The sequence below is a fragment of the Xanthomonas indica genome (assembly GCF_040529045.1).
Classification (GTDB): domain Bacteria; phylum Pseudomonadota; class Gammaproteobacteria; order Xanthomonadales; family Xanthomonadaceae; genus Xanthomonas_A; species Xanthomonas_A indica.
Window position 1 is genome coordinate 1,565,029 of record NZ_CP131914.1, and the last position, 26,391, is coordinate 1,591,419.

21 protein-coding genes and 1 pseudogene are annotated in these 26,391 nt (G+C 68.9%); 15 read left to right on the forward strand and 7 right to left on the reverse strand.

Annotated elements, in window-relative coordinates:
- Positions 1-77: 77 nt before the first annotated feature.
- Genes Q7W82_RS06665 through Q7W82_RS06675 form a run of 3 tightly spaced genes read left to right on the forward strand, consistent with a single transcriptional unit; the run spans position 78 to position 3,630 of the window.
- Positions 78-653, forward strand: coding sequence for a TetR/AcrR family transcriptional regulator (locus Q7W82_RS06665; RefSeq protein ID WP_242160690.1), 576 nt, complete (start codon positions 78-80; stop codon positions 651-653).
- A 59-nt stretch (positions 654-712) separates the two neighbouring features.
- Positions 713-1,693, forward strand: a complete 981-nt coding sequence (locus Q7W82_RS06670) for a DUF4105 domain-containing protein (protein ID WP_242160738.1) — start codon at positions 713-715, stop codon at positions 1,691-1,693.
- Positions 1,694-1,695: 2 nt separating this feature from the next.
- A complete protein-coding gene (locus Q7W82_RS06675) occupies positions 1,696-3,630 on the forward strand; it encodes an alpha/beta fold hydrolase (protein ID WP_242160739.1) in 1,935 nt (644 codons plus the stop codon).
- Between the two features lie 178 nt (positions 3,631-3,808).
- Here the strand turns inward: Q7W82_RS06675 and Q7W82_RS06680 are convergent, their stop codons facing one another.
- Entirely contained in the window at positions 3,809-3,988 is a 180-nt protein-coding gene (locus tag Q7W82_RS06680) for a hypothetical protein (protein WP_242160691.1), read from the reverse strand.
- Here Q7W82_RS06680 and Q7W82_RS06685 point away from each other — a divergent pair.
- From Q7W82_RS06685 to Q7W82_RS06695, 3 genes are all read left to right on the forward strand, one after another.
- Positions 3,987-6,773 (forward strand): TonB-dependent receptor, encoded by a 2,787-nt coding sequence (locus Q7W82_RS06685; protein WP_242160692.1) that lies wholly within the window; start codon positions 3,987-3,989, stop codon positions 6,771-6,773. The genes Q7W82_RS06680 and Q7W82_RS06685 overlap by 2 nt on opposite strands.
- 149 nt (positions 6,774-6,922) lie before the next feature.
- A complete protein-coding gene (locus tag Q7W82_RS06690) occupies positions 6,923-7,936 on the forward strand; it encodes a Ca2+-dependent phosphoinositide-specific phospholipase C (protein ID WP_242160693.1) in 1,014 nt (337 codons plus the stop codon).
- Positions 7,937-7,980: 44 nt separating this feature from the next.
- A complete protein-coding gene (locus Q7W82_RS06695; protein WP_242160740.1) occupies positions 7,981-9,198 on the forward strand; it encodes a histidine-type phosphatase in 1,218 nt (405 codons plus the stop codon).
- Between the two features lie 239 nt (positions 9,199-9,437).
- Here Q7W82_RS06695 and metK read toward each other — a convergent pair whose 3' ends face one another.
- The gene (metK, locus tag Q7W82_RS06700) at positions 9,438-10,649 is read right to left on the reverse strand and encodes a methionine adenosyltransferase (protein WP_242160694.1); all 1,212 of its coding nucleotides are present in this window, start codon (positions 10,647-10,649) and stop codon (positions 9,438-9,440) included.
- Between the two features lie 206 nt (positions 10,650-10,855).
- Here metK and Q7W82_RS06705 point away from each other — a divergent pair, with 206 nt between their 5' ends.
- From Q7W82_RS06705 to Q7W82_RS06715, 3 genes are all read left to right on the forward strand, one after another.
- Positions 10,856-12,571, forward strand: coding sequence for a GNAT family N-acyltransferase (locus tag Q7W82_RS06705; RefSeq protein ID WP_242160695.1), 1,716 nt, complete (start codon positions 10,856-10,858; stop codon positions 12,569-12,571).
- Entirely contained in the window at positions 12,568-13,386 is an 819-nt protein-coding gene (locus tag Q7W82_RS06710; RefSeq protein WP_242160696.1) for a UDP-2,3-diacylglucosamine diphosphatase, read from the forward strand. The genes Q7W82_RS06705 and Q7W82_RS06710 overlap by 4 nt, the downstream gene beginning before the upstream one ends.
- A 386-nt stretch (positions 13,387-13,772) precedes the next feature.
- Positions 13,773-15,971: a tetratricopeptide repeat protein gene (locus Q7W82_RS06715; protein ID WP_260115037.1), complete on the forward strand. Its 2,199-nt coding sequence runs from the start codon at positions 13,773-13,775 to the stop codon at positions 15,969-15,971.
- 66 nt (positions 15,972-16,037) lie between these two features.
- Here Q7W82_RS06715 and Q7W82_RS06720 read toward each other — a convergent pair whose 3' ends face one another.
- Positions 16,038-16,424 carry a hypothetical protein gene (locus Q7W82_RS06720; protein WP_242160698.1) on the reverse strand — a complete coding sequence of 129 codons (387 nt, stop codon included), beginning with the start codon at positions 16,422-16,424 and terminating at the stop codon, positions 16,038-16,040.
- Positions 16,425-16,787: 363 nt separating this feature from the next.
- Between Q7W82_RS06720 and Q7W82_RS06725 the strand changes: the two genes are divergently transcribed.
- From Q7W82_RS06725 to Q7W82_RS06750, 6 genes and pseudogenes are all read left to right on the forward strand, one after another.
- Positions 16,788-17,480 carry a hypothetical protein gene (locus Q7W82_RS06725; RefSeq protein ID WP_242160699.1) on the forward strand — a complete coding sequence of 231 codons (693 nt, stop codon included), beginning with the start codon at positions 16,788-16,790 and terminating at the stop codon, positions 17,478-17,480.
- 186 nt (positions 17,481-17,666) lie between these two features.
- Positions 17,667-18,347 (forward strand): hypothetical protein, encoded by a 681-nt coding sequence (locus Q7W82_RS06730; RefSeq protein WP_242160700.1) that lies wholly within the window; start codon positions 17,667-17,669, stop codon positions 18,345-18,347.
- Between the two features lie 344 nt (positions 18,348-18,691).
- The gene (locus Q7W82_RS06735; protein ID WP_242160701.1) at positions 18,692-19,765 is read left to right on the forward strand and encodes a metal-dependent hydrolase; all 1,074 of its coding nucleotides are present in this window, start codon (positions 18,692-18,694) and stop codon (positions 19,763-19,765) included.
- Positions 19,766-20,090: 325 nt separating this feature from the next.
- Positions 20,091-20,789 carry a hypothetical protein gene (locus Q7W82_RS06740; protein WP_242160702.1) on the forward strand — a complete coding sequence of 233 codons (699 nt, stop codon included), beginning with the start codon at positions 20,091-20,093 and terminating at the stop codon, positions 20,787-20,789.
- A gap of 158 nt (positions 20,790-20,947) precedes the next feature.
- Positions 20,948-21,089, forward strand: a pseudogene (locus Q7W82_RS06745) (metal-dependent hydrolase); the annotation flags it as partial.
- A 706-nt stretch (positions 21,090-21,795) separates the two neighbouring features.
- Positions 21,796-22,467: a hypothetical protein gene (locus Q7W82_RS06750; protein ID WP_242160703.1), complete on the forward strand. Its 672-nt coding sequence runs from the start codon at positions 21,796-21,798 to the stop codon at positions 22,465-22,467.
- Between the two features lie 327 nt (positions 22,468-22,794).
- On the opposite strand, the gene Q7W82_RS06755 is transcribed toward Q7W82_RS06750, so the two are convergent.
- The 4 genes from Q7W82_RS06755 to Q7W82_RS06770 all read right to left on the reverse strand — a co-directional run bounded on the left by Q7W82_RS06755 (position 22,795) and on the right by Q7W82_RS06770 (position 26,377).
- Positions 22,795-23,622: a class I SAM-dependent methyltransferase gene (locus tag Q7W82_RS06755; protein ID WP_242160704.1), complete on the reverse strand. Its 828-nt coding sequence runs from the start codon at positions 23,620-23,622 to the stop codon at positions 22,795-22,797.
- A 26-nt stretch (positions 23,623-23,648) separates the two neighbouring features.
- A complete protein-coding gene (gene dusB, locus Q7W82_RS06760; protein ID WP_242160705.1) occupies positions 23,649-24,647 on the reverse strand; it encodes a tRNA dihydrouridine synthase DusB in 999 nt (332 codons plus the stop codon).
- 76 nt (positions 24,648-24,723) lie between these two features.
- On the reverse strand, positions 24,724-25,326 hold the full coding sequence (locus Q7W82_RS06765) for a DUF4893 domain-containing protein (protein WP_242160706.1): 603 nt from the start codon (positions 25,324-25,326) through the stop codon (positions 24,724-24,726).
- A gap of 97 nt (positions 25,327-25,423) precedes the next feature.
- Positions 25,424-26,377: a ribokinase gene (locus Q7W82_RS06770; RefSeq protein WP_242160707.1), complete on the reverse strand. Its 954-nt coding sequence runs from the start codon at positions 26,375-26,377 to the stop codon at positions 25,424-25,426.
- Between the last annotated feature and the right edge of the window lie 14 nt (positions 26,378-26,391).

Sequence of the window (26,391 nt, forward strand, 5' to 3'; positions counted from 1 at the left end):
GTGCATCAAGGCGCCGCCGGCCGCTGCCGGCGGCCGCCCGTCGCCATTCGCTTGCAAGCGGACAAAATCGTCCGATAATGCCGCGCATGGAGATGCGAGCCGATACCGCCCACCGCCGCCGCCTGTTGCTGGACGCCGCCGACGAGGTGTTCTGCGAGCACGGCGTGCTGGCGCCGCTGGAACTGGTGGTCGAGCGCGCCGGACTGGGCCGCGCGACCCTGTACCGCCATTTCGCCGACCGCACCGCACTGATCGCGGCGCTGCTGGATCGTGGCCTGGACGGCCTGGAGGGCTGCGCGCGCGAGATCGGTGCGCGGCCGGACGGGCTGTTCCTGCTGATGTACGACGTCGCCGAACACATCGCGATGTCGGCGCCGCTGGCCGACTATTGGCGGTCGATGCCGCGCGAGCATCCGATGATCGCTGCGGCGCATACGCGGGCGATGGCGATCCTGCTGCCGTTCCTGCAGCGTGCGATCGGCGCCGGCCTGTGCCGCGCGGACCTGGGCGAGCAGGACCTGGCCCTGGCGATGGACATGCTTGGCGCCTGCCAGCGCGGCAGCGACGAGGCCGAACGCAAGGCGCTGGCGCAACGCGGTTGCCGCCTGCTGTGCCACGCCCTGGCCACGCCCGCGGCGGCGGCGGACTTGTGAGCGCCGACAGCGCCGCGCGCCGACGCGCCTGGTCGTGGCGGCTGGCGCGCGTCGTGGCGATGCTGGCGGTGCTGGTCGCCAGCCTGTGGGGCGCGTTGTTTCTGGCCTATCTGCCGCATACCGGTGCCGTGGTGCGCTACGGCTCGGCACTGCTGTGGGCCGCGCTGGGCGCCGCGGCGCTGTGGGGCCTTCGCCATCCGCGCGAGTACCGCGTGCTGCCGCTGCTGTTCGCGCTCGGCTGTGCGGGCATGGTGGTGGGCTGGTCGACGCTGCAGCCGCAGCAGAACCGCGAGTGGGCCGACGATGTCGCGCAGTTGCTGCAGCCGCAGGTGGACGGGCAGGTGGTGACCTTGCACAACGTGCGCAACTTCGCCTGGCGCAGCGACCACGACTACACCCCGCGCTGGGAGACCCGGCGCTACGACCTGGAGCAACTCGCCTCGGCGGACCTGGCGCTGTCGTACTGGATGGGGCCGGCGATCGCCCACACCCTGGTCTCGTTCGGCTTCGACGACGGCCGCCGGGTGGTGTTCTCGCTGGAGATCCGCAAGGAGCGCGGCGAAGCGTTTTCGGCGCTGGCCGGGTTCTTCCGCAATTTCGAACAGGTGATGGTGGCCGCCGACGAGCGCGACATCCTGGCGGTGCGCAGCAACGTGCGCGGCGAGGACGTGTACCTGTACCGGCTCAATCTCTCGCGCGCACAACTGCGCCAGCTGTTCCTCGGCTACGTGGCACAGGCGCAGCAACTGCAGCGCACGCCGCGCTTCTACAACACCGCCACCAGCAACTGCACCACCATCGTGTTCGAACTGGCGCGCAAGCTCGATCCTGCGCTGCCGCTGGACTATCGCCTGCTGCTGTCCGGCTACCTGCCGTCCTACGTCTACGCGCAACACGGCTTCGTGCCAGGCTACAGCCTGGCCACGCTGCGCGCGCGCGGCCGCATCGGCGAGCGCGCACGCGCGGCCGGCGCTGGCGCCGACTTCTCCACGCGCATCCGCGCCGGCATTCCCGGCGACGATCCCACGGTCACGCCATGACCCTGCGCGCACGTCTTGCGCGGTGTGCGGGCGCCGCGCTGCTGGCTGCCGCGCTGCTGCTCGGTGCCGGCTGCGCAATGGTCAGCGTGCAGTCGCGCAGCGCCGCCGACTACATCGCCACCCAGCGCGGCGACGTGCTCAGCACCGGCAGGCTCAGCGACGCCAGCCTGGAGACGCTGCGCGTGCTCGCGCTCGATCCCAAGACCTGCGAGGCGGACATCCCGGCCTGCGTCACGCAGCTGCGCGCATTGCAGGGGCTGGACCAGGAGCGGCGGCTGGCGACGCTGTCGGAGCTGTGGGTGCATGCGGCCAACGCGCGTACCTCGCGCCAGGGCCAGGCGCAGGACGATGCGGCGCTGCAGGCCTGGCTGGAAGCGGCACGCTACGCCTACGCGTATCTGTTCTACACCCAGCGGCCGGCCAGCGCGCGCGCCTTCGAGGACCGGCAGACCCAGGTGCGCGACTACTACAACTACGCGGTGCAGCAGGTGGTGGGCGAGCTGTTCCTGCGCTGGCGGGCCGGCAGCGCCAGCGGCGAACTGCACGACGACGACACCCTGCGCGCGGCCGGTTGGCAGGTGCGGGCGGACATGGGCAGCTTCCGCCTGCCGGGCGGCGTGGCGCGGCCGGACGCGATGCTGCCGGCGTCGACGTTGCGCTTCGATGGCCTGCGTAGCACCTACCGGCGCGACGGCTTCGGCGCCGAGCTGGTCGCGGAGATCGCCCCGTCCAAGGTCGGCGACCCGACCGCGTCCGCGGCGGCCCTTGCGCACGCCAGCGGCTTCAGCGAGATGCCGTATGCGCCGACCACGGTACTGCTGCGCTTCGACGGCGACAGCCTGGCGCAGGTGCTGGACACCCGCAGCGTGGTGGTGGCGCCCTACGACCCGTACCGCGACGGCGAGGTCGAGGTGCATGGCCAGCGCCTGCCGTTGGCGGCCAACTTCACCGCGGCCTACGGCCTGTGGCTGGCCCGTGCCGGGTTCGCTCGGCAATCCCTGCGTTCGATGCTCGGGCGCCAGCACGGGCTGGACCAGCCGCACCTGTACCTGATGCAGCCTTACGATCCGGACCGGCGCATCATCCTGATGCTCCACGGGCTGGCCAGCAGTCCCGAGGCCTGGGTCAACGTCGCCAACGAACTGATGGGCGACGAGCAACTGCGCCGTCACTACCAGATCTGGCAGGTCTACTACCCGACCAACATGCCGATCGCCTGGAACCGCGCGCAGATCGATGCGCTGTTGCGGCAGACCCTGCACCATTTCGATCCACAGGGGCAGGCGCCGGCCTCGCAGCACATGGTGCTGATCGGCCACAGCATGGGCGGGGTGATCGGGCGATTGCTGGTCAGCGACTCCGGCGACACGCTGTGGAACGACCTGATCGGCACGCGCGCCGACCGGCGCCCGCTGGATCCGCAGGCGCTGGCGCAGTTGCAGCCGCTGCTGCGCTTCGTGCCGCTGCCGCACGTGGACCGGGCGATCTTCATCGCCGCGCCGCAGCGCGGTACGTCCTTCGCCGAAGGCCGCCTCGGGCGCCTGGCCGCGCGCCTGGTGCGCCTGCCGGTGGCGCTGCTCGACCGCCTCAATACCGTGCTGCAGGGCATCGACGGCCCCGATGGCATGCCGATCCGCGTGCCCAACAGCATCGACAACCTGCGCGACACCGATCCGTTCGTGCGCGCGGTGGCGGATCTGCCGATCTCGACGGGCGTGCGCTACCACACCATCATCGCCCGCCGCGATCCGGCGGTGCCGCTGGCCGACTCCGACGACGGACTGGTGCCGTACCGCAGCGCGCATCTGCCCGGCGCGGCCTCCGAGTTGGTGGTCACCTCAGGCCACAGCGTGCAGGAGACGCCGCAGGCGATCCTGGAGATCCGCCGCATCCTGCACGCGCAGTTGCAGGTCGACGCCGCCGCGCCCTCGCACTGACCCGCCCGCGACGGGCGGCTGCGCGCCTGAGCCGTGACGCGCCGTGCCTAGCGGGAGGATCCGGCACGCAGCGCGGGCGATCGCCTCGCTGCGCATCGCGTCGACGCACCCAACGCATCGTCTTCCGCCGCGCCAGGCGCGCATCGCCGCGTGCGTGCGTCGCTGTGGTTGTGCCGAATTACGCAGCAAACGTGTCGAATCCTCGGTCGATGGTTTCGGATGACATCGTTGTCACGAAATTGCAGCCGCCAACCCGAACAATGCGCGCCGCCGTGATCACGATCACGGCCTCTCTCCCTCCTCCATGTCCGGCCTGCGGCACGTTTCCGTTGGCCGCGCCTACGTTCGGATTTTTCATGTCGCACTCGATCCATCTTCCCAAACGCCTGTCACGGGCGATCGCCGCAGCGTTGCTTGGTGTCGCGCCGATGGCCTTGGCCCAGGCGCAGGATGCGCAGGAGACGCAGAACACCGCGTCCGACGCCAGCGCCAAGACCCTGGACAAGATCACCGTCGCCGTCACCCGCTACAACGCCGCGGACATGCAGATGGCGGCGACCAACACGGCCAACGTGCTGTCGGCCGAGGACCTGAAGTACACCGCCGTGCACAACATCGCCGAGGCGCTGGGCCTGCTGCCGGGCGTCAACGTGGTCAACACCGGGCAGTCGTACTTCGGCGGCGTCGACGGCGCCGCGCGCGGCGAGGGCATGTTCGCCTCGGTGCGCGGCCTCAACGCCGAGTACAACGTCAACCTGATCAACGGCGTCAACGTCGCCCAGGGCCTGCCCTACAGCCGCAGCGTGCAGCTGAGCCTGCTGCCGCCGTCGGGCCTGCAGACCATCGTGTTGAACAAGACCTCCACCGCGTCGATGGACGGCGACGCGATCGGCGGCACCATCGACTACCGCACCCCCAGCGGCTTCGACTACAGCGAAGCGATGGGCGGCAGCGTCACCGCCAGCGGGCGCATGGAAAGCCGTGCGCGCGATTACGGCGACGACGGCCTGGGCAAGGGCGCGGCCGGCGAGTTCCACGCCAAGTTCGGCGCCGACAACCAGTTCGGCGTGTACACCAGCGCGTACTACGACGAGCGCCACTACGTGAACAGCGAAGTGGCCAATGCCGCGGCCTCGCGCGGCGACTGGGGCAAGAAGTACTTCTCGCGCACCACCGCCAGCGGCCAGCCGGCGCCCGGCTACGATCCGCAGGACCTGCTGATGGCCACCGGCGCCAACATCGGCTACTCCGCGGGCGATACCAAGCGCTACGGCGGCAACGTGTCCTTCGACTGGCACGTCGACCCGAGCCTGCAGCTGTACGCGCGCGCCACCTATGCCTACGCCAAGACCGAGCAGAACACCGGCTACACCCAGCTGGTGCCGGCCAACGTCAGCCTGGCGCAGATCGGCACCACCGGCGTGTACCAGCCGCAGATCAACCGCGTGGCGGTGCGCTACTGGTACGAGACCAACCCGGAAGTGGCGGACCTGGCCACCTTCCAGTTCGGCGCCGACAAGCAGCTGGGCAACTGGACGCTGTCGCCGAACCTGTTCTACAGCTACGGCGACAACGATCGCCCGGACCACGTGGAAATCTCCGCGCGGGTAGATCAGTACGCGTCCACCCAGTTTCCGTACGGCGGCGCCAGCACCTTCTCCGGCTACGACAGCGACGGCTTCCCCAAGCCGCTGCTGACCCCGGCGATCCAGGCCCAGGCCAGCGACATCGGCAGCCTGTATGCGCGCCGCTACGGCCAGTTGACCAAGTCCTACAGCGGCCAGACCAAGGGCGGCGCCAAGTTCGACGTGCGATACGACTTCGACCAGGGCGCGCTGAGCAACGTCCAGTTCGGCGTGAAGTACGTCGACAGTTCCCGCGACTTCACCTCGCGCGACTGGACCAACAGCAAGTTCACCGACGGCACCCTGCTGCGCGATACCGGCCTGGTGGTCGGGCAGTACGATGCGGTGTACCCGGGCAAGTACGCATGGCCGACGGTCAAGCTCAGCAACGGCGGGCTGAAGGCGATGATCGCCCAGCACCTGACCGCGGCCAGCTTCGACACCTGCGGCAGCCTGGCGATCAACAACCAGAACTGCGCGACCATGCGCGGCGACGAGGCGGTGACCTCGGCGTATGCGATGGCCACCTTCCGCACCGGCGACCTGGAAGTGATCCCGGGCGTGCGCTTCGAGCACACGCGCATCCGCAACACCTTCTGGACCATGCCCGAAGACGCCAACGGCAACGAGCTGCCCGGCTTCTTCAGCAGCAACCGCACCAGCTACGACGTGCCGCTGCCGAGCGTGTTCCTGAACTACCGCCCGGGCGACGGCAACGCGGTGTACCGCGCCTCGGTGTGGACCAGCTACACCCGGCCGGCGCTGGTGCAGCTCGGCGGCGGCGCCAACTACGACGTCTCCAGCGACGGCACCACGGTCATCACCGAGGGCAACCCGGACCTGAAGCCGATCAAGTCGCTCAACGTGGACCTGTCCGGCGAGTGGGACAACGGCCATGGCGGCCACGCGATGCTGGCCGGCTACTACAAGCGCCTGACCGACTACATCTACGAGAGCGGCTCTGATCCGGCCAACGCCGGCAGCAGCGCCGGCGCCGGCAACGTGCGCTACGTGCGTCCGCAGAACGGCGGCGACGGCAAGGTGCTCGGCGTCGAGGCCGCGGTGCGGCAGACCCTGCAGGGCATGCCGGCGCCGCTGGACGGCTTCGGCATCGGCGCCAACCTCACCCGCCAGACCACCCGTGTCGACCTGGGCATGGACGGCTTCCACGACGAGCGCATCCAGAACGCCCCGGACCTGATGGCCAACGCCGAGGTGTTCTACGAGAAGGGCCCGCTGTCGGTGAACCTGGCCTACCACTACTCCGGCGAATACGTCTCGGTGTACGACTACTACAACCGCGGCGCGACCTGGGACGACCTGTGGGTCAAGCCGATCACCCGCGTGGACCTGCACGTCGGCTACACCTTCAACGAGCACCTGCGCGCCGACCTGTCGGTGGCCAACCTCACCAACCGCCTGAGCTACTGGGCGCACGTGGGCCGCAACAGCACCGCGATCTCCGACATCGTCGATGCCGGCCGCACCGCGCTGCTGAACGTGAAGTACACGTTCTGAACCGGGCGCTTGCGCACGCTGGACGTCGTCACCCGCCGCACGGCCTTGTGCCGCGCGGCGGGTGGGGCGTTGTTTGCCTCGCGGTCCTGCTCGCCTGCCTGATACTGGCGGGCCTGCCGGCGTCCGCCCGTGCGGCGGACGCGCCGACCATGCGGCCGGTCGACGGCTTGCGCCTGGACCAGGTGCAACTGCTCGGCTCGCACAACAGCTATCGACCGGTGCCGACCGCACAGGTGCGGCGGCGCCTGCAGGCGCACGACGCGGCCGAATGGCCGGCACTGGCCTATGGCCATCCTTCGCTGCAGGCCCAGCTCGCGCTGGGGCTGCGGCAACTCGAACTCGACGTGGCCGCCGATCCGCGCGGCGGCCTGTATGCCGCGCCATATGCACGCGCGGATGCGGCGACCCGCGCGAGCATGCGCGCACCGGGCGCCAAGGTCCTGCACCAGCCGGGCCTGGACTACGCCAGCCACTGCCTGCGCTTCCGCGATTGCCTGGCGATCCTCGCCGCCTGGTCGCGCGCGCACCCGCGGCACACGCCGCTGGTGGTGCTGGTCAATGCGGTGGATTTCGATCCGGTGCCGGGCCTGTGGCCGCACCGTTCCGCTTTCGACGCCAACGCCCTGGACGCGCTGGACCGCGACATCGCCGAGGTGATCGGGCGCGCGCACCTGATCGTGCCCGACGATGTGCGCGGCGATGCGCCGAGCCTGCGCGACGCGGTGCTGGCGCATGCCTGGCCGCGCGTGGCGCAGGCGCGCGGCCGCCTGCTGTTCGTGCTCGACGGCAATCCGCGGCACGAAGCGCTGTATCGACAGGCGCATCCATCGCTGCGCGGTCGCATGATGTTCGGCTGGTACGCGTCGGACCAACCGGAGGCGGCGGTGCTGTCGATCGAGGATCCGCTGGCCGAGGCGCCGCGGATCCGCGCGCTGATCGCGCAGGGGTTCGTGGTGCGCACCCGCGCCGATGCCGACGGCCGCGAGGCGCGCGCGCACGACCGCCGCCGCGCGCAGGCGGCGTTGGACGCTGGCGCGCAATGGATCAGCACCGATTACTACGCCGGCGCGCCGGATCCGCAGCGGCTGGGCTACTGGCTCGGCATCAGCACGGGCCTGCGCTGCGACCGCGTCACCGCCGCGTGCGGCGCGACGGCGCCGTGAGACCTTCCATTTTGGGGATGACGATGAAGACAAGCTTGCGTTGGATGGTGTGGGTCGTGCTGGTGGTGGCGACGCTGGGGGCGCAGGCGCGGCCGGCGCCCAAGGCCGCGCCCGCGCTGCAGGTGGAAAAGGTGTGGATGCTGTTCCGTCACGGCGTGCGCGCGCCGCTGCCGGGCGAGGCCGCGGCCGCCGCGCTGGCGCCGCAACCCTGGCCGGTGTGGGACACGCCGCCGAGCCTGCTCACCGCACACGGCCGCACTGCGGTGGAACGCAGCGGCGACTACACCCGGCAATGGCTGCTGCGCGATGGCGTGCTGCCGGCGCAGGGCTGCCCGGCCGACGGCGCGGTCAGCATTTATGCCAACACCGACCAGCGCACCATCGTCAGCGCGCAGGTGCTCGCCGACACGCTGGCGCCGGGCTGCCATCTGCAGGCCGGCCACCAGGCCGAGGGCAGCGACGATCCGCTGTTCCGCCCGGTGGAAGCCGGCGCGGTGGACTTCGATGCCGCCGCGGCGGTGGCCTCGATCCAGCGCCAGACCGGCGGCCCGGGCGCGGTGCTGGCGCCGTATGCGCGCGAATTGCGCACCATGCAGCAGATCCTCGGCTGCGCGCAGCGCTGCGATTTCGTGCACATGCCCTCGTCGCTGACCCCTGGCACGAACGGGCGCAGCCTGGCCCTGCATGGGCCGCTGGACCTGACCTCGGGCACGGCCGAGGTGTTCATCCTGCAATACGCCGAGGGCATGCCGCTGGACCAGGTCGGCTGGGGCCGCGCGACCCCGGCGCGGATCGCCGCGGTGTCGCGCCTGCATGCCTTGCTGTTCGAGATCTACGCGCGTCCGCAGTACATGGCCGCGCGTGCGGGCGCGCCACTGGCGCACCGCCTGCTGGACACCCTGGGCGCGGCCGACGCGCCGCGGCTGAGCGTGTTGGTCGCCAGCGACACCCACATCGCCGCACTCAGCGGCCTGCTCGACCTGCACTTCCAGTTGCCCGGCTTCGGCCGCGACGACGCGCCCCCGGGCGGCGCACTGGTGGTGGAGCAGGTGCGCGATCCGCGCGATGGTCAGCGCTATGTGCGCGTGCGCTACCAGGCGCAGTCGCTGGACCAGTTGCGCGCGCTGACCCCGCTGAGCCTGCGCCATCCGCCGCTGCTGCAGACGCTGCAGATTCCGGGGTGTCGCGACGCCGCGACCGGGTTGTGCCCGCTGCCGCAGTTCCAGTCGTTGCTGCAGGGGGCGATGCAGCGGCGCGGCTGAGCCGGCTCGACGCTCTTCTGCTCTGCCGCTCTTTGCTTGTCGTAGGAGCGGCTTCAGCCGCGACAGGCTTCCCGGGAATGCCCGTCGCGGCTGAAGCCGCTCCTACGACGAGCTACTGCCGCGACAGGTATGCGATCGACGCGGCCTCCATCAGCCCAAGCAAGAGCCAAATCCCATCCCCCAAACGCAGAACGGGCCGCAGTGCGGCCCGTTCTGCGTCGCAAGCGCGGCAGGCCGGCTTACTTCAGCTTGGCGTCCGCGCGCAGCGCCTCGGCGCGGTCGGTCTTCTCCCACGAGAACGCGGTGGCCTGGTGCTGGGCGCCGGTGCCGTCGGTGTAGGTGAAGGCCTTCGGGGTGCGGCCGAAGTGGCCGTACGAGGCGGTCTGCTGGTACATCGGGTGGATCAGGTCGAGCATCTGGATGATGCCGAACGGACGCAGGTCGAAATGCTTGCGGATCAGCTTCTCGATCTGCTCGTCGGCGATCTTGCCGGTGCCGAAGGTGGTGACCGAGATCGAGGTCGGCTCGGCCACGCCGATGGCGTAGGAGACCTGCACTTCGCAACGGTCGGCCAGGCCCGCGGCGACCACGTTCTTGGCGACGTAGCGCGCGGCGTAGGCGGCCGAGCGGTCGACCTTGGACGGATCCTTGCCGGAGAACGCGCCGCCGCCGTGGCGCGCCCAGCCGCCGTAGGTGTCGACGATGATCTTGCGCCCGGTCAGGCCGCAGTCGCCCACCGGCCCGCCGATCACGAACTTGCCGGTCGGGTTGATGTGGAACTTGGTGCCCTTGTGCAGCCACTTGGCCGGCAGCACCGGCTTGAGGATCTCCTCGCGCACGGCTTCGACCAGGTGCTTCTGCTTGATGTCCGGATCGTGCTGGGTGGACAGCACCACCGCGTCGATGGCGGTCGCCACGCCGTCTTCGTAGCGCAGGGTGACCTGGCTCTTGGCGTCCGGGCGCAGCCACGCCAGCGGCGAGTTCTTCTTCTTGCGCACCTTGGCCTGCTGTTCGACCAGGCGGTGCGACAGGTGGATGGCGGCCGGCATGAAGCTGTCGGTCTCGCGGGTGGCGTAGCCGAACATCAGGCCCTGGTCGCCAGCGCCCTGTTCTTCCGGCTTCTTGCGGTCCACGCCCTGGTTGATGTCCGGCGACTGCTTGCCGATCAGGTTGAGCACGCCGCAGGTCTCGCCGTCGAAGCCGACGTCGGAGCTGTTGTAGCCGATGTCCAGGATCACCTTGCGGGTCAGCGCTTCCAGATCGATCCAGGCGCTGGTGGTGATCTCGCCGGCGACGATCGCCACGCCGGTCTTCACCAGCGTTTCGCAGGCCACGCGCGCGCGCTTGTCCTGGGTCAGGATCGCGTCGAGCACCGCATCGGAGATCTGATCGGCGATCTTGTCCGGGTGGCCTTCGGAGACCGACTCGGAGGTGAAGAGATAGCTGGACATCGCGGCTATATCCTTGTATTCGGATGAAAAGATGGAGGCGAATGATACACGGGCGCCGGGCGGCGTGCATGATGCCCGGGGTCGACGTTGCCCAAGGTTAACCGGTTGGCGCGCCACGGTGCGGCCGTCACCTTGCCGTAGCCAGATTGCAAGATCGGTGTCGCCGCCGCGGCCGAAGCTGTGCGCAGTCAGCAAGGGGGCTTGCCGTGCTCGCACTCGAACGCCGTCTTCAGGACCGCTACCCGCACTGGTTTGCCGGACGCCGCTCGCGGCTGGTCCGGCCATTGCTGCGCGGTCTGCAGAAATGGTCCGGACTGGACGCGCTGGACGCGTTCCTGGAGGCCAACCGCGACCTGCGCGGGTTCGCCCTGGTCCAGGCCGGACTGGATTTCCTGCAGGCCCGCTACGTGGTCGCACCGACCGCGGCCGACTGCATCCCGGCGCGTGGCCGCCTGCTGATCGTCGCCAACCACCCCTCCGGTGCGCTGGATGCGCTGGCGCTGCTGGACTGCGTGGGCCAGGTGCGGCGCGACGTGAAGATCGTCGCCAACGATTTCCTGTGGGCGCTGGAGGGGCTGCGCGATCTGCTGCTGCCGGTGCGCATCCTCGGCGGCGCGCCGTCGCCGGCCAGTGTGCGGGCGATCGAACAGGCGCTGGCGCAGGAGCAATGTGTGATCGTATTCCCGGCCGGCGAGGTCTCGCGGCTGGGTTGGGGCGGCGTCGCCGACGGGCGCTGGCGCCGCGGCTTCCTGCGCTTTGCCCTGCGTACCGCCGCGCCGGTGCTGCCGGTGCGTATCCATGCGCGCAACTCGGCGCTGTTCTATGGCGCCTCGGCGCTGTTCAAGCCGGCCGGGACCGCGCTGCTGGCGCGCGAGATGTTCGCCCGCCGCGAGCGCCGCATCGCGCTCAGCCTGGGCCGAGCCCGCGCGCTGCCGCAGGACCTGCCCGAAGCCGAGCTGATGCGGCGCCTGCGCAGCGAGCTGTATGCGCTGGGCCGCAGCGGTGGGCAGGCCGCGCCGAACGAGGAAGCGCTGGTCGCCGCCGAGGACCCGGCGCAGCTGGCGGTGGAAGTGGCCGGCCTGCGCAGCCTTGGCCACACCCTGGATGGCAAGCAGATCCGTGTCGGCCGGCTGCGTGCCGGTTCGGCGCTGCTGCGCGAGATCGGCCGCCTGCGCGAACTGACCTTCCGCGCGGTCGGCGAGGGCACCGGCCGGCGCCTGGACCTGGACGACTACGACACTTGGTACGAGCACATCGTGCTGTGGGAAGGCGCCGCCACGCGCGTGGTCGGCGCCTACCGGGTCGCCCGCGGCGCACCGGTGCTGGCCGAGCGCGGTCTGGCCGGTTTCTACACCGCCGAACTGTTCCGCTACGGCGAGGGCATGCTGCCGCGCATCGCCGCGGGCATGGAACTGGGCCGCAGCTTTGTGGTGCCGGACTACTGGGGCAGCCGCAGCATCGACTACCTGTGGCAGGGCATCGGCGCCTATCTACAAGACCATCCGCAGGTGCGCTACCTGTTCGGCGCGGTGTCGATCAGCGCCGCGCTGCCGTACGAAGCGCGCGAGCAGATCGTGGCCTACTACGCGCGCTACTACGGCGACGCCAGCGGTGAAGCCGCCTCGGCGCGGCCGTTCCCGTATCCGGAAGCGCCGCCGGCGTTCGACGAACTGGATGCCGACACCGCCTTCAAGGTACTCAAGGGCAATCTCGACGCGCTGGGCGCGGCGGTGCCGATGCTCTACAAGCAGTACACCGATCTGTGCGAGCCCGGCGGTGCGCGCTTCCTCGCCTTCGGCGTGGATCCCGCGTTCAACGATGCCGTCGACGGCCTGATCGAACTGGACCTGCAGCGCATCCGCAGCAAGAAGCGCGCGCGCTACCTCGAACGACCCCGCAACGAAGCAGAGGTGGTGGCATGAGTCCGCTCAACAGCCTGGCGCCGCGCCGCGCGGTGTTCGTTTCCGACGTGCACCTGGGGGCGCCGCATTGCCATGCGCGTGAACTGGCCGACTTCCTCGGCGGCTTGCGCTGCGAACAGCTGTACCTGGTCGGCGACATCGTCGACTTCTGGTGGATGGCGCAGCGCCGCGCGGTCTGGAGTGCGGCGCACCAGCGCGTGATCGATGCGCTGCACGCGCTGGCCCGCGGCGGCACCGAACTGATCTACGTGCCCGGCAACCACGACCGGCCGATCCGCCGCTTCTGCGGGCTGGCGCTGCCGGCGATGCAGGTGCGCCGGCGCGCGGTGCACACGACCGCCGATGGACGCCGCCTGCTGGTGGTGCACGGCGACGACTACGACAGCGTGACCCAGTTCGGCGGCCTGCAGGAGAAGTTCGGCGACTGGCTGTACTACCGCATCCTCACCGGCAACCAGCTGACCAACCGCGTGCGCCGCCGCCTGGGCATGCGCTACTGGTCGCTGGCCGACTATCTGAAGCGGCAGAGCAGCGCGGCCGAGCGCTACATCGAGCGCTTCGTCGCCGCCGGCCTGGACGACGCGCGCCGCCGCGGCCTGGACGGGGTGATCTGCGGCCATGTGCACCGCGCCGGGCTGTTCGAGCGCGACGGCCTGGTCTACGCCAACGACGGCGACTGGGTGGAGAGCCTCACCGCGCTCGCCGAGGACGCCGACGGCACGCTGCGCCTGCTCTCGCACCGCGGCGACGTGCTGCGCGAACTGCCGCCACGCCTGCGGCTGGTGCAGGAGAACGCCTGGCCGCGCGCGGCCTGAAGCAGGCGATCGGGCCAGACAGCGCTGCACCGCCTGGCACCTGACTGAAAGATTCGTGCGTTCGACCGCTGCCGCGCCTGCGCGCCGTGCCATTGCCCCGGTCGCGATCGTTCCGGTCGAGGCGCGGCTGCCCCTGCACTGGACGGAAGCGTAGAACCTGGCGTGACCGCCATTCCACGATGATGGTGTGTGGTGTGCATCACCGCCTTTGCATCGGGTCTACTGCGATGCATCGGTGCGGCATGCCCGGGCAGGAACCCACTTCGCGCCCGGGCCTCGCGCTGATCCATGCCGCTGTGGCGCGCATGGGCCGCATCCCGATCAGTTCTGGAGTTGTGGAGACCGTGAAACCAGGGAAGGCGTTGTGCGGCCGGTCGCGCCGATCCATGGAGACGTGGCACGGTTTGGCCTGGTCCGCCGTTTCCGGCGATCTCGTCCAGGCGCACGTCGCCGCGCCTGGCGCGCGGCCGCGGACATGCCTGCGCTTGGCGTGCCTGGGCGTGCTGCTTGCGGCGAGTGCGGCCTCGATCGCGCAGAACACGGTGTATGGCTGCGCGGAGCCCGCGGCGCCGCGTCCGCTTCCCGATCCGTTGCTGTGCGCGCAGCAGGCGGGCGTGTCGACGCCGCACACGGCGGGCGAAGCGCGGGTCGCGGCATTGTTTGCGCGTGCCAAGGAGCAGCTCGACGGCGGCCGCCTCGACGCTGCCGAACAGACGCTCGACTGCGCCGCGGCCAACATCGGCGATGCCGGCGATACCCGCCTGCGCTACGAACTCACCCGCCGCCGCGGCATTCTCGATTTCCGCCGCGAACGCCTGCCGCAGGCGCTGGCGCGCTTCGAATGTGCGGCCACGCTGTCCCGGTCGTTGCACGACCGCGCCGGCGAGGCACGCGATCTGAACAATGTGGGGGCGGCGCTGCGCCGGCTCGGCGATTTCCGCGGCGCCCTGCGCCACCTGACGCTGAGCCTGGACCTGCAGCGCGCGCGCGGCGCGGCGTCGGCGTCCGTGCTCACCAATATCGCCGACGTGTACCGCGAACTGCGCGAGCCCGACACCGCGATGCGCTACTACCGCGAAGCGCTGGCCGCCAACCGCGCGCAGGGCGACGCCATCGAGGCCGCGCATGTGCAGGAAACCATGGCCGAGCTGGCGCTCGACAGTGGCGACACGGCGCAGGCGCTGGCCTGGTTGCAGGAAGCGCTGGCCGTGTACGGCGCGCAGGGCCGCCGGGTGTACGAACTGCGTGTGCACGATGGCCTGATCCGCGCGGCACTGGCGCTTGGCGACGTGGCGCAGGCGCAGCGCTGGAGCTCCAGTGCGCTGGCGCTGGCCGAGGCATGGGCGCTGCCGTTGCCGTCGGCGTTGCAGCTGCAACTGGCGCGGACCGCCCGGCTCGAAGGCAATGCCGCCGCCGCCGCGGCACGCTTGCGCGCGGCGCTGGCGGCGGCCGCTGGCGGCGATCCGGTGCGGGTGCCATTGCTGGAAGAACTGGCACGGCTGCAGGAAAGCAGTGGCGACACGGGCGCGGCCATCGCCACGCTGCGGCGTGCGAACACGGAAGCCGCCGCACTGGTGCGCGCGCAGCACGATCGCCAGTTGGACTGGCTGCGGGTCCGCTTCGACACCGCCGAAAAGCAGCGCACCATCGACGCCCTGCAGAGCGAAAACCGCCTGCGCCAGGTCCAGCTGCGCCAGCGCACCTTGCTGCTGTGGCTGGCGCTGGTGTCGGGCGTCGCCGCGGTGCTCGGCGTCTGGCTGTGGCTGCAGCGTCGCCGGCAGCGCGAGCGCGTGCTGCAGGCCGCGCAGCAGGTCCGCCATGAGGAGCAACTCGCGCGCTATCGCCGAGAGGCCGATGCGCTGGCCGAGGATCGCAGCCTGCTGCAGACCCTGCTCGACAGCCGCGAGGATGCGCTGTGCCTGCTCGATGCCGAAGGCCAGGTGCTGGCCACCAATCGTGCCGGCCGCCTGCTGCTTGGCGGCGCGGACGCCGCCGAACCGGTCGGGCAGGCGGTGTTCGCCTGCGTTGCCGAGAGCGACCGCCCGGCCTTGCAGGCGGCGCTGGAGCGGATGGAGGACAGCGCCGCGCAGCGACTGGAGGTCGTGGCGCGGCACGGCACGCCGCTCGCCGCCACCCTCGCGCCCTGGCAGGGCGGCGATGGCCTGGTCGTGCTCGCCCTGCAGGAACGCGACAGTGATGCGGGGTCGGACACCGCGCAGGCCGAGGACGTGCACGAGGAGGCCGCTGCGCCTGCGTTGCGCGACGCGTTCCGGCGCGCGCTGGTCGACTTGATGCTGGCGGTCATCGATACTTGGGAGCGCGCCACGGCAACGGGCCGGCTGGAGCTGGCCGAGCGCAGCCGGATCTGGCGCGTGAACATCGACGACGGCCGCCTGCGCGCGCGAGCGATGGAGCGCTACCTGGCGGTCTCCAAATTGCCCAGCAACCCGCGCTGGCGGGATGTGCTGCGCTCGGCCTATTTCGTGCTCGCACACTGCGACGGGCTGTCGGCAGAGGCGCGCGCCGCCTTGCAGTCCAGGATCGACACGGTGCTGGCCTACACCCGCCGGGATGCGCTCGGCTGAGCGTGCCCGGCATTCCTGCTGGCGATCGTTGGCTGCATTGAGGAGCGCGCGCGGCTGCACGGTGTGTCAGCGCCCGCGCTTGGCCGGGCAGACCACGCACGCGCCCTTCAAGCCTTGTTCCATGCGATAGGTGCTGTGGTGGTCGCGGGCCAGGAAGGTCGTCGGGCCGAGCACGATGGGCTTGGCCGATCGCGAGGGCGCCACCACCTCGCAATAGGCGGCGATGGTGTTGAGCGTATTGGTGTAGGGCTCGTGGCTATCGACCACCCCGCACTTGTCCATGGTCTGCCGCAACTGCTCGCCATCGAAATCGAACTTCACCACCACCTCCGGTTCCTGGTCCTGCTCCAGGCACCAGTCCGGTGGCAGGGTGTCGTGGCCGTGGGCGATCAGGGGAAGGGTCAGCAGCACCGCGACGAGGGCGGTGTAGAAGATGGAGCGGTAGGCAGGCATCGGAATCTCGCAATGCGCAGAGAAGGGACCAGCAGCCTACGAGCGGCGCCGCGGCGGATGCCAGCGCATCCACGGGTATAGACCGGGAATAAATCCGCCTAACGCATTGATTTCCAGGATGGTGGCATTCGCGCCACAGGTGCAGCGCGCGCCCGGTGCAGGCCCGCCGCCGCACTCGGCCTCGCCAATCCCGCCCGGTTCGTTCCGCGGGCGGCCCGGCTTCGCCCTCGTGCTGCGCCGACGCGCTGCCTAGCCTGAAATCGCCGGATCGCAGCGTCTGCCGATGCGGCGGTGGCCATCCCCCGGGGGCGATCCACGTACCCCAGCCATCTCCAATCCCTTCCATAGAGCGAGAGAACCCTCATGAAGAAGAAGTTCCTTGTCGCAACCGCCCTGCTGGCGGGCAGTGTCGTCGGCGCCCCTGCGCTGGCGGTCGAAAACCCGATGGACCAGGCCGGCATCCAGCACAACATGTACCTGGGCTGCCTGATGGAACTCAATGTCTCGGCTGAAGATGCCCTGGCGGTGCTGGTCAAGAAATGTGGCTATGCTCCAGGTGTGCCGATCGAGCGGTTCGTTGCCACGCAGCAGCCCATCGTCGATGGCGTCGATCCGACCCGGCCGATGACCGAGAACCTGGCCGGGCTGCGCCAGCAGCTCAGTGCCTATGAATTCTCGTTCATCGTGCGCATGGACCAGATCGTCGAGAACGCCGAGGATCTGGACGCCGCTGCGGTGCAGTTCGAGGAACTGGAGCGGGAGGCCATCGCGCGGCTCGATCCCAGGTCGAAGAACGGCGCGCTGATCCTGGGCGGACTGAGCGTGGCCAAGCACTCCAACCGCTACTGGGCCAATGTCTTGGCCGAGCGTGGCGAGGCCGCGGCGGGTGGCACCGCAGCGAAGAAAAAGGGACGGTTCTGGCGGTGGCTGGCGGTCATCGGATCGGACGCGGCCGGCTTCCTACTCACCGAAAATCCCGTCGTCGCGGCCGCCACCTCCAACACGGTCTACGACATCGTCCTTGGCGAGACCACAACGCCCACCCCGGGAGATTAATCCCATTCCGATGACTGTCCAGTTCCGATCCGGACAGTGTCCTGGCGCCGGGCGGCGTTCTGCCGGTGCGATTTTCCCAACGCCCAGAGAAGAACGGCCTCCCACTGCGCACCGTCGTCGTGGCGTTACGTCGCGGAGTCTGAGCAAGACCACATCGCCACAGCCTTCCCTTGAGAGAACCTATACATGAACAAAAAGTCCCTTGCCGCAAGCCTTGTGCTCTTGGCCGGTGGTGCCGTCGGCGTCCCCGTGCAGGCCGCAGAGAACCCCATGGACCACGCCGGCGTCCAGCACAACATGTACCTCGGCTGCCTGATGGACCTGAACCCGTCGCACGACGAGGCGTTGACCGTGCTGATCAAGAAGTGCGGCTACGACCCCGGCATGTCGCTGGAGCGGTTCATCTCCACGCAGCAGCCGATCATCGATGGGATCGACCCGACCCGGTCGGTGACCGAAAACCTGACGGGACTGCGCCAGCGGTTCAGTGCCGATGAATTCGCGTTCGTGGTGCGGATCGACCAGATCGTCGAGAATGCCGAGGACCTGGAGGCTGCGGCAGTACAGTTCGAGGAACTGGAGCGCGACGCCATGGCAAAGCTCGATCCCACCTCCAAGAACGGCGCGCTGATCCTGGGAGGGTTGAGCGTGGCCAGGCACTCCACGCGTTACTGGTCCAGGCAGGCGGCCGAAAGCGGTGAGGTTGCGGCAGAGGGCGCGACCTCGAAGAAGAAGGGACGATTCTGGAAGTGGCTGGGCGTCATCGCAGTCGACGTAATGAGCTATTTCGAATCGGAAAATCCCGGTACGGCGGCTACGTCCTCCGACGATGCGTACTCACTGTTCTTCGAAGACTTCGGAGTCTGATCCGGGTGCTGCCTGGGTAGGGGAAGGGCGCCCTGGTGAGGTGCCTTTCCTTTTTGAGTCAGTCGGCCAGCCAAGCCGATGGGTGCTTCATGTTCCGGTGCATGCGCTGTGCGCAACGCCTACTCGGTCGCCGTCGTGACAGGCACCTTCGTGCAACGCAGCCGAACAGCGTCAGGACTGAAGCCCCTCACACGCCTGCATGCCGCACATTTACAGTTGCTCAAACCAGGCCACTGTGGGAGCGGCGTCCGCCCCAAAGGCTGGGTCACCTCTGCCGCTTGCAATGCATCAACACCGCCGCCACCGCCGCGCACCCATCGCCGCATCGCTGCTAGCATCGGCCGATGGATTCCCTTACTCAGATCGTCCTCGGCGGTGCCATTGCCGCCGCCATCGCGCCGGCTGCACATCGGCGTGCGGCACTGCTCGCCGGTGCCGTACTCGGCACCTTGCCCGATCTCGACTCGCTGATCCTGCTGCCGCTGACCCGCGACCCGGTCACGTTGATGACGGTGCATCGCAGCTTCAGTCATTCGCTGCTCGTGCTGCCGCTGCTCGGCTGGCTGATCTGGTGGCTGTTCCGCCGCTTCGGCCACGGGCGGGTCGCCGAAGCGCCGCGCCGCTGGTTCTGGGCGATCCAACTGGCGCTGATCACCCATCCCTTGCTGGATGCGTTCACTGTCTACGGCACACAGCTGTGGTGGCCGCTGCGGCCGCCGCCGACGATGTGGTCGAGCGTGTTCATTATCGATCCGGCCTATACGCTGTGGTTGCTGCTGGCTTGCGCCATCGCCTGGTTTGCCCGCGCGCGGCGCGTGGCGCAGCAGGCGTTGCTTGCCGGACTGCTGTTGAGCAGCGCTTACCTGGGCTGGTCGCTGCTGGCCAAGCAACTGGTCGATCGCGAGGCCGACCGCGCGCTGGCGGCGATGGGCCTGGCGCAGGCGCCGCGCTTTTCAGTGCCGATGCCGTTCAACACGCTGTTGTGGCGGGTGGTGGCGATGACGCCGAGTGGCTACGTGATTGGCGAGCGTTCGCTGGTCGCCGATCACGGGCCGATGCGCTTCCAGGGCTATCCCTCCAACACCCAGGCGCTGGCGCAAGTGCGCGACCTGCCGGCGGTGCAGCGGCTGAGCTGGTTCAATCGCGGTTTCATGCGCGCGCAGGTCAGGGACGGCGAGCTGGTGCTCAGCGACCTGCGCATGGGCCTGGAGCCGGACTACAACTTCAATTTCGCGGTGGCGCGGCAGCAGGGCGACAGCTGGGAGGCGATGCCGCCGCGGCAGTTGCAGGCCACCTACCGGGCGCCGGAAGCACGTGGGCAGATTCGGGCAGCGCTGGTGCGGATGTGGCAACGGATCTGGGTCGAACCGGCGTCATCCGCGCCGGTCAGCGCGCAGGCGCCGACAGCGGCGCGTTGAGCGCGGCACACAATCGACCGAGGCATGGCGCGCCCTCATTGGGGAACGAATCGGCGCAAGCATTAATTCTTCGATCATGGAGCGCCCGCTGCAAGCCAGGGCCGTGTCTCCGCACTGCAGCGGTGATGTCCAGTTCGCCAATTCGACCCGGTTCGTTCCCGTCGCGACCCGGTTCCGCCCTCGTGTGTCGCCGCAGACCGGCCTAACTTGAAACCGTCGCATCGCGCCGTGTGCCGATGCGGCGGTGGTCGCCTCGCATGGGATCCCCTCAGGAACGTCGGGAGACCTGGGCCATCCTCTTTCCATCCATTGCATGAGAATATTCATGAACAAAACGCTTTTTGGCGCGACCGCCGCCCTCCTGATCTGTAGCGCCTTTGGCGCCGCCCCCGCGCTGGCAGCCGAGAACCCGATGGACCAGGCGGGCATCCAGCACAACATGTACCTCGGCTGCTTGATGGACACCAAGGCCTCGCCCGACGATGCGCTGGTCGTCCTGGTCGAGAAGTGCGGTTACGACCCCGGCATGCCGCTGGAGCGCTTCATCGCCACGCGCAAGCCCATGATCGATGCAATCGATCCGACACGGCCGATGACCGAGAACTTGGCCGGGCTACGCCAAGAACTCAGTGCCTACGAGTTCTCGTTCATCGCGCGGATGGACCAGATCGTGCAGAACGCCGGGAGCCTGGACGCGGCGGCGGTGCAATTCGAGGAATTGGAACGGGAAGGCATCGCGCGACTCGACCCCAAGTCGAAGAATGGCGCGCTGGTTCTCGGCGGGCTGAGCGTGCTCAGACACTCCGCGCGCTACTGGTCGAAATTTGCGGCGGATACCACGTCGAAATACGCTGGGTCTCCGGATCCATACAATGCATGGATGATGGTCGTAGCGTACGACGTAATGGGTTGTCTCGTCTTTAATAACGCCGAATTGGCGTCTTTAACCTCCTATATAGGCTTTTATATACTCGTCTCACAAGGATATTTCCCGCTCTACGCAGACCAAGAGCTCTCCCTCTGAGCCTGCCTCTGGTGGTACAGATAAAGGAAGGCGTTCCCGTCGGGACGCCTTTTTTATCAGATAGAAAAGGCGCCATGTCGCCACTGTTCTGACGTGCAGGCGGCACTGATCCACGTTTCTGAAGGTGGCTGAGCTAGGCCTTCTCTGCATCGCTAGCAGAGTTGGTGCTCAGAGGCCTACACATGGGCCTGGAGCCGGACTACAACTTCAACTTCGCCGCAGCTGCCGGCCGCGTACCGGACGCCGGTGGCACGTGGGCAGATCCGCGCAGTGCTGGCGCGGATGTGGCAACGGATCTGAGTAGAGCCGGCGTTGCCCGCGCCGGTCGACGCGCGGGGGCCGGCAGCAGCGCGTTGAGCACGGCGCGATAAGCCGTAGCGTGATGCGCCTTCATCGCCGACGCGGAGTCGCGAGGCGGCGGTCATCGCCAGGGCGCTTGAGGACGGCTCTCGGTGGTCGGCCGCCCCGCATGTGTCCATCAGTTGCCGGAGCTGTTCCCTGTCGAGATCGACCTTCTTCCCCTGTTCGGCTCCCGGTCCTGCTCCAGTCACCCGTCCGGTGGCGGCAGGGTGCCGAGGGCGTAGCGGTCGCGGGCGGGGTCAGAGAGGCGCGATGAAGCGCATGGATGGCGGGGCGGCAGGCATCGGAGTTCTCCCGACGCAAGAGAGGGGATCGGCAGCCTAAGCGGCGGTGCCACGGATTCCAGCGCATCTGCGGGTATGGATTGGGAACGAATCGGCATAAGGCATTGATTCCTTGATCATGGGTGCCCACCGCGCGGCAGGACAAGGTTTGCGCGATGCGGCGGCGGTGCCATCGCCTCGCCAATTCGACCCGGTTCGTTCCCGTCGCGACCCGATTTTGCCCTCGTGCGTCGCCGCAGACCCGCCTAGCCTGAAACCGTCGCATCGCGTCGTGTGCCGATGCGGTGTCGTCGCCTCGCCTGGGTCCGTCGCAGGAACGTCGGAGATCTGGCTCACCCTCCATCCATTGCATGAGAACGTTGATGAATACGAAGCTCTTTGTCGCGACCGCCACCCTCTTGATCAACAGTGCCTTCGGCACCACCCCCGTGCAGGCGGCCGAGAATCCGCTCGATCAGGTAGGCATTCAGCACAACATGTACCTGGGCTGCCTGATGGACGCGAAAGCCTCGCGCGACGAGGCCCTGGCCGTCCTGGTCGAGAAGTGCGGCTACAATCCCGGCATGCCGCTGGAGCGCTTCATCGCCACGCACCAGCCCATGATCGATGCAATCGATCCGCTCCGGCCGATGACCGAAAACCTGGTCGAGCTGCGCCAACAACTCAGTGACTACGAGTTCTCGTTCATCGTGCGAATGGACCAGATCGTGCAGAACACCGAGAGCCTGGACGCGGCGGCGGTGCAATTCGAGGAATTGGAACGGGAAGGCATCGCGCGGCTCGATCCCAAGTCGAAAAATGGCGCGCTGGTGCTGAGCGCGCTGAGCGTGGTCAGACATTCCGCGCGCTATTGGTCTAAATTTTCGGCCGGCACCACGTCGAAACCGGACCCGAAAAAGGGCTGGGCGATTGTCTCAGTGTGCGATGCAATGGGCGCGCTCTTCTTTGGCAGCAGCGAGATGGCGGCTTCCGCCTCGTATTCGGCCTATCAAGAACTCGCTTCGCAGGGATATTTCCCACTCTACGCAAACTGAAATCTTCTTCATGATCTTGCTTTAGGCATTGCAGATGAAATAAAGAAAGGCGTTCCCTAATGGGGCGTCTTTCTTCATCAGACACACCGAGAATGCGAACATGTCGCCGCTGTTCTGGTGTGCCGGTGCAGCGTTGATTCTGGCTTGTGAATGCGGCTGAGCCGAGCGTTCCTTGCATCGCCAGCGAAGTAGCTTCGCGCGACAACGTCACTTCGCGATGGCGTGGTGTAGGGCAGGAGCTGGCAGGCGATCCATCCGCGGCACCTGGAGGCAGCATATCGGGTGCCAGTCGATGCGCAGGCATCAACACCGCGCCGTGAGCGCCGCTCAATACACCGTCGCGTGCGCCTGCACGAACGAATAGAAGAACACCGCGTCCGGGTCGCTCTGCACCTGCGCCATTTCCCGGCGCATGCCGGCCACGGTCTCCGCATCCACCGCGCCGGCCTGCAACAGCCGTTCGGCCGCCGACAGCAGCAGTTCCTCCCAGAACCCGATCATGGTCTTGCGCCGCGCCGGCTCGCGGTTGTCCAGGTGCAGGGTCTTGATCTCGGTGCTGACGTCACGATAGCCGCCGGCGAGCAGCAGGTTGCCGAGCTTGGCGCCGACGAACGGGTCGCCGCCGTGGTCGTACTGGAAGTCGTTGAACGCCATCCAGTAGCGCCACACGTTCGGCGAGTACGGGTGCAGCAGGAACGAGGCGTTCATCACCTCGGTCACGTAGACCGGCGAGCCCGGCGCCAGCACCCGCCGCACTTCGCTGAGCACCCGCGCCGGCGACGGTACGTGCTCCAGCACCCAGCACAGGAATGCCGCATCGAAGCTACGTGGCTGGAACGGCAGGTCGCCGGCGTCGGCCTGCTGCAGGGTGTAGCGATCCTGGCACCAGGGCATGCGCTGCAGGTTGTCGCGCGCGGCCTGCAGCTGCGCCTCGCTCAGGTCGACGCCGGTGACGTGCAGGTCGGGAAAGCGCCGCAGCAGCACCTCGGTCTGCGCGCCGACGCCGCTGCCCACTTCCAGCAGGCGCCGCGCGCCGGTGTAGTCGATCTGGTTGAACAGGGTGGCTTCCAGCAAGCGCGCCTGCTTCAGCAGGCGTGCCTGTTCGGTGTCGGAATAGCCGTGAAGATAGGTCGGGGAGTTGGGAGACGTGCCCATGGCGGTGCTCCAGGGAGAAGAAAACGTCAGGCGGCGGCGGACAAGGCCGGCGGCACCCCGGCGATCAGCGCATCGAAGTACTCGGCGGTCAGCGCCAGTTGCGCCTGCGCGCTCTCGGCGCGGTTGACCACGGCACGGAACGCGGCGTTTTCCGGCCGGTCCTTGGCGTACCAGCCCAGATGCTTGCGCGCGATGCGCACGCCCTGCGCCTCGCCGTAGAAATCGTGCAGGGCCTGCAGGTGGCCGAGCAGGGTGTCGCGCACGAACGCCAGCGACGGCGCCGGCTGCAGTTTGCCGGTGGCCAGGTAGTGGGCGATTTCGCCGAAGATCCACGGCCGGCCCTGCGCCGCGCGCCCGACCATCACCGCATCGGCGCCGGTTGCGGCCAGCACCTGTGCCGCCTTCTGCGGCGAATCGATATCGCCGTTGGCGATCACCGGAATGCGCAGCATCGCCTTGATCTGGGCGATGGTGGCGTACTCGGCCTGGCCGCTGTAATGCTGGTCGCGGGTGCGCCCGTGCACCGCCAGCGCGGCGATGCCGCAGTCCTCGGCGATGCGCGCGATGACCGGGCCGTTGCGATGGTCGCAGTCCCAGCCGGTACGGATCTTCAGCGTCACCGGCACCGGCGAGGCCTTCACCACCGCGCTGAGGATGCGCGCCACCAGCGCCTCGTCGCGCATCAGCGCCGAACCGGCCCAGGCGTTGCACACCTTCTTCGCCGGGCAGCCCATGTTGATGTCGATCAGTTGCGCGCCGTGGTCGGCGTTGTAGCGCGCGGCCTCGGCCAGTTGCTGCGGTTCGGTGCCGGCGATCTGCACGCTGACCGGGTCCGGCTCGCCGGCGTGGTCCATGCGCTGCAGCGACTTGCGGGTCTGCCAGAAGCGCGGATCGGAGATGGTCATCTCCGACACCGCCAGGCCGGCGCCCAAGCGCTTGCACAGCAGCCGGAACGGCTTGTCGGTGACCCCGGCCATCGGTGCCAGGATCACCTTCGGTTCGATCGTGTAGGGGCCGATGCGCATGCCGCTAGTGTAGCGGGGCGTGCGTCAGCGCGCCCTGCAGTCGCGCCGCCCTCCGCGACTCCGGACGCCGCGCGCGTCAGCGAATCAGCTGGTACAGCTCGAAGCCGTTGTCCTTGCCGTCCAGGATCAGCAGCAATTCGTTCGGTCCCAGCGCGACCAGGCGGCCGACGCTGTTGCCATGCGTGCCGTCGGAGACATGACCAGGCGCGTAGGCCGCTTCCGGCTCGTCGTTCACCGTGCTGGCGCCGAGGAAGGCCAGTTCGTGGCTGCCGGCGGCCAGCGGGTACAGCGTGCCGCTGCGGCGCTGCGAGCCGCTGGTCTTGCTCAGGTGATAGCCGCAGGGATCGCGGCGGATCTCGGCCTTGAAGTAGGGATAGGCGTAGGCGAAGTGCGGGTCGACCTGGATCGAGCGCACCTTCCAGCGGCCTTCCAGGGTGCCGGGCTGCTGCGGCGTCCGCGCGCGTTGCAGCAGGGTGCGCGCCAGCGCCGCGCCCTTGTCCTGATCGGCATCGTCGTACTGCGCGGCGATCACCTGCTGCAGGCGTTCGGCGGACACGGTTACCGCGGCGCGGTCGGCATCGGCGGCCAGGCTGTTCCAGTCGCAGCGCGGTGCCGCGGCGGCGGACAGCGGGAGCAGCAGTGCGCACAGCACACCGAACGGCAGCAGGGAGCGGGGCATCGGGAACTCCTTGTCGGGATGCGGCCGGCGCGGCGGCCGGCGGTGTGCGGTCAGGGAAACACCGCCAGGGCGGCGGCGCAGGCCGCCCCGCCCGGACTCAGGCGGCGTCCGGGGTCAGCCGCGGCATCGACGCCGCCGCGCCTTCGGCCTCGGTGGAGCGCGCCGCATAGTGGTTGGCGAAGCGCACGTGGGTGGCGAACACGGCGTTCGGCGACTGCGCCATCGACGCCACCAGGGCGCCGTTGAAGGCATCGCCGGCGCCGGTGGTGTCCACGGTGTGCGCGGTCTCGGCGCCGATCCGGTAGTAGGGCTGGGTGTCGCCGAGCAGGCGCTCGTCGGGGTGCGAGATGAAGGCGCCGACCGCGCCCAGCGTCACCACCACGGTGCCGCCGGGCAGCAGCTTGCGGCACAGCGCGTGCAGGCTGCCGCCATCGGTGGCGGCGACGTCGTCGGCGTCCACGCGCACGCCGACATGGCGCGCGAGCAGGGCGGCGAACTCGGTCTCGTTGGGGGTCAGCACGTCGGCCAGCTTGAGCAGGCCGATGCTGGTCTGCGCATTGGCCGGGGCGGCGTTGAGCACGGTGGTCAGGCCGGCCTCGCGGGCCAGCGCCAGGGTGCCCTCGATGGTCTCGATCGGCGATTCCAGCTGCGCGAGCAGCACCCGCGCCGAACCCAGCAGCGGGCGCTGTGCCTGCACGAAGTCCAGGCTCAGCGCCGCGTTGGCGCCGGCGCCGATGACGATGGTGTTGCGGCCGTGGCCATCGACATAGATGCCGCCGGTGCCGGTGGGCTCGGTGCTGGCCTCGGCGACCAGGGCGATGCCATCCTGCGCGGCCAGGCCGCGTGCCATCGTGCCGCCGGCATCGTCGCCGAGCGCGCAGACGAAACTGGTGCGCGCGCCGGCGCGTGCTGCCGCCACCGCCTGGTTGAAGCCCTTGCCGCCGGGGCCGGTGCTGTAGCGGCCGGCGATGGTCGCCCCCGGTGCGGGCAGATTCTCGCACCGCCACACATGGTCGACATTGAACGAACCGACGACGATGACCGAACTCATAGGCATGTACTGCG

Excerpts from the sequence above, each read along its gene's own strand:
- Q7W82_RS06665 (WP_242160690.1), top strand. The coding sequence starts at position 78 with ATGCCGCGCATGGAGATGCGAGCCGATACCGCCCACCGCCGCCGCCTG.
- Q7W82_RS06670 (WP_242160738.1), top strand. The coding sequence starts at position 713 with ATGCTGGCGGTGCTGGTCGCCAGCCTGTGGGGCGCGTTGTTTCTGGCC.
- Q7W82_RS06685 (WP_242160692.1), top strand. The coding sequence starts at position 3,987 with ATGTCGCACTCGATCCATCTTCCCAAACGCCTGTCACGGGCGATCGCC.
- Q7W82_RS06680 (WP_242160691.1), bottom strand. The coding sequence starts at position 3,988 with ATGAAAAATCCGAACGTAGGCGCGGCCAACGGAAACGTGCCGCAGGCC.
- Q7W82_RS06690 (WP_242160693.1), top strand. The coding sequence starts at position 6,923 with ATGCGGCCGGTCGACGGCTTGCGCCTGGACCAGGTGCAACTGCTCGGC.
- Q7W82_RS06695 (WP_242160740.1), top strand. The coding sequence starts at position 7,981 with ATGGTGTGGGTCGTGCTGGTGGTGGCGACGCTGGGGGCGCAGGCGCGG.
- metK (WP_242160694.1), bottom strand. The coding sequence starts at position 10,649 with ATGTCCAGCTATCTCTTCACCTCCGAGTCGGTCTCCGAAGGCCACCCG.
- Q7W82_RS06710 (WP_242160696.1), top strand. The coding sequence starts at position 12,568 with ATGAGTCCGCTCAACAGCCTGGCGCCGCGCCGCGCGGTGTTCGTTTCC.
- Q7W82_RS06715 (WP_260115037.1), top strand. The coding sequence starts at position 13,773 with ATGGAGACGTGGCACGGTTTGGCCTGGTCCGCCGTTTCCGGCGATCTC.
- Q7W82_RS06720 (WP_242160698.1), bottom strand. The coding sequence starts at position 16,424 with ATGCCTGCCTACCGCTCCATCTTCTACACCGCCCTCGTCGCGGTGCTG.
- Q7W82_RS06725 (WP_242160699.1), top strand. The coding sequence starts at position 16,788 with ATGAAGAAGAAGTTCCTTGTCGCAACCGCCCTGCTGGCGGGCAGTGTC.
- Q7W82_RS06730 (WP_242160700.1), top strand. The coding sequence starts at position 17,667 with ATGAACAAAAAGTCCCTTGCCGCAAGCCTTGTGCTCTTGGCCGGTGGT.
- Q7W82_RS06735 (WP_242160701.1), top strand. The coding sequence starts at position 18,692 with ATGGATTCCCTTACTCAGATCGTCCTCGGCGGTGCCATTGCCGCCGCC.
- Q7W82_RS06740 (WP_242160702.1), top strand. The coding sequence starts at position 20,091 with ATGAACAAAACGCTTTTTGGCGCGACCGCCGCCCTCCTGATCTGTAGC.
- Q7W82_RS06750 (WP_242160703.1), top strand. The coding sequence starts at position 21,796 with ATGAATACGAAGCTCTTTGTCGCGACCGCCACCCTCTTGATCAACAGT.
- Q7W82_RS06755 (WP_242160704.1), bottom strand. The coding sequence starts at position 23,622 with ATGGGCACGTCTCCCAACTCCCCGACCTATCTTCACGGCTATTCCGAC.
- dusB (WP_242160705.1), bottom strand. The coding sequence starts at position 24,647 with ATGCGCATCGGCCCCTACACGATCGAACCGAAGGTGATCCTGGCACCG.
- Q7W82_RS06765 (WP_242160706.1), bottom strand. The coding sequence starts at position 25,326 with ATGCCCCGCTCCCTGCTGCCGTTCGGTGTGCTGTGCGCACTGCTGCTC.
- Q7W82_RS06770 (WP_242160707.1), bottom strand. The coding sequence starts at position 26,377 with ATGAGTTCGGTCATCGTCGTCGGTTCGTTCAATGTCGACCATGTGTGG.